Origin of the sequence: Prevotella sp. OH937_COT-195 (assembly GCF_003932845.1) — a bacterium.
In the GTDB taxonomy this organism is placed as follows: Bacteria; Bacteroidota; Bacteroidia; order Bacteroidales; family Bacteroidaceae; genus Prevotella.
The window spans coordinates 1-355 of record NZ_RQZH01000184.1; the positions used below are offsets into that span (position 1 = coordinate 1).

Here is a 355-nt window from a genome sequence, read left to right on the forward strand (position 1 = left end):
ATGACAAGGAAGACTTAGGCTTTCTTGACGACCGCATGCAACTGCTCGACACCGTTCGCCGGATGATCGACATCGAACTGGATCGGCGCGGGGTGAACGCCGAGGGTATGGGACGCACGCCGCCCGACCCACCGCCGCGCCGCTCGTTCTGGCAACGCATCATGAGCATCTTCACAGGCAGCCTGTAATAATTAATAAGGTAAGGCAGCGACAAATACACGTTATTGCATATTTCATTTCAAACACATTAAAATTCTAACAAAATGAGAACAAACAAATTCTTCGCAAGAACAACACTTCCCAAGGAACGGCCAAAGGACTTCCCAAGGAACGGTGAAAGGACTTCCTGAGGAAC

1 pseudogene is annotated in these 355 nt (G+C 50.1%); it reads left to right on the forward strand.

Features of this window, described 5'->3' with window-relative positions:
- Positions 1-188 (forward strand): annotated as a pseudogene (locus EII32_RS11835) (hypothetical protein); the annotation flags it as partial.
- Positions 189-355: the final 167 nt, after the last annotated feature.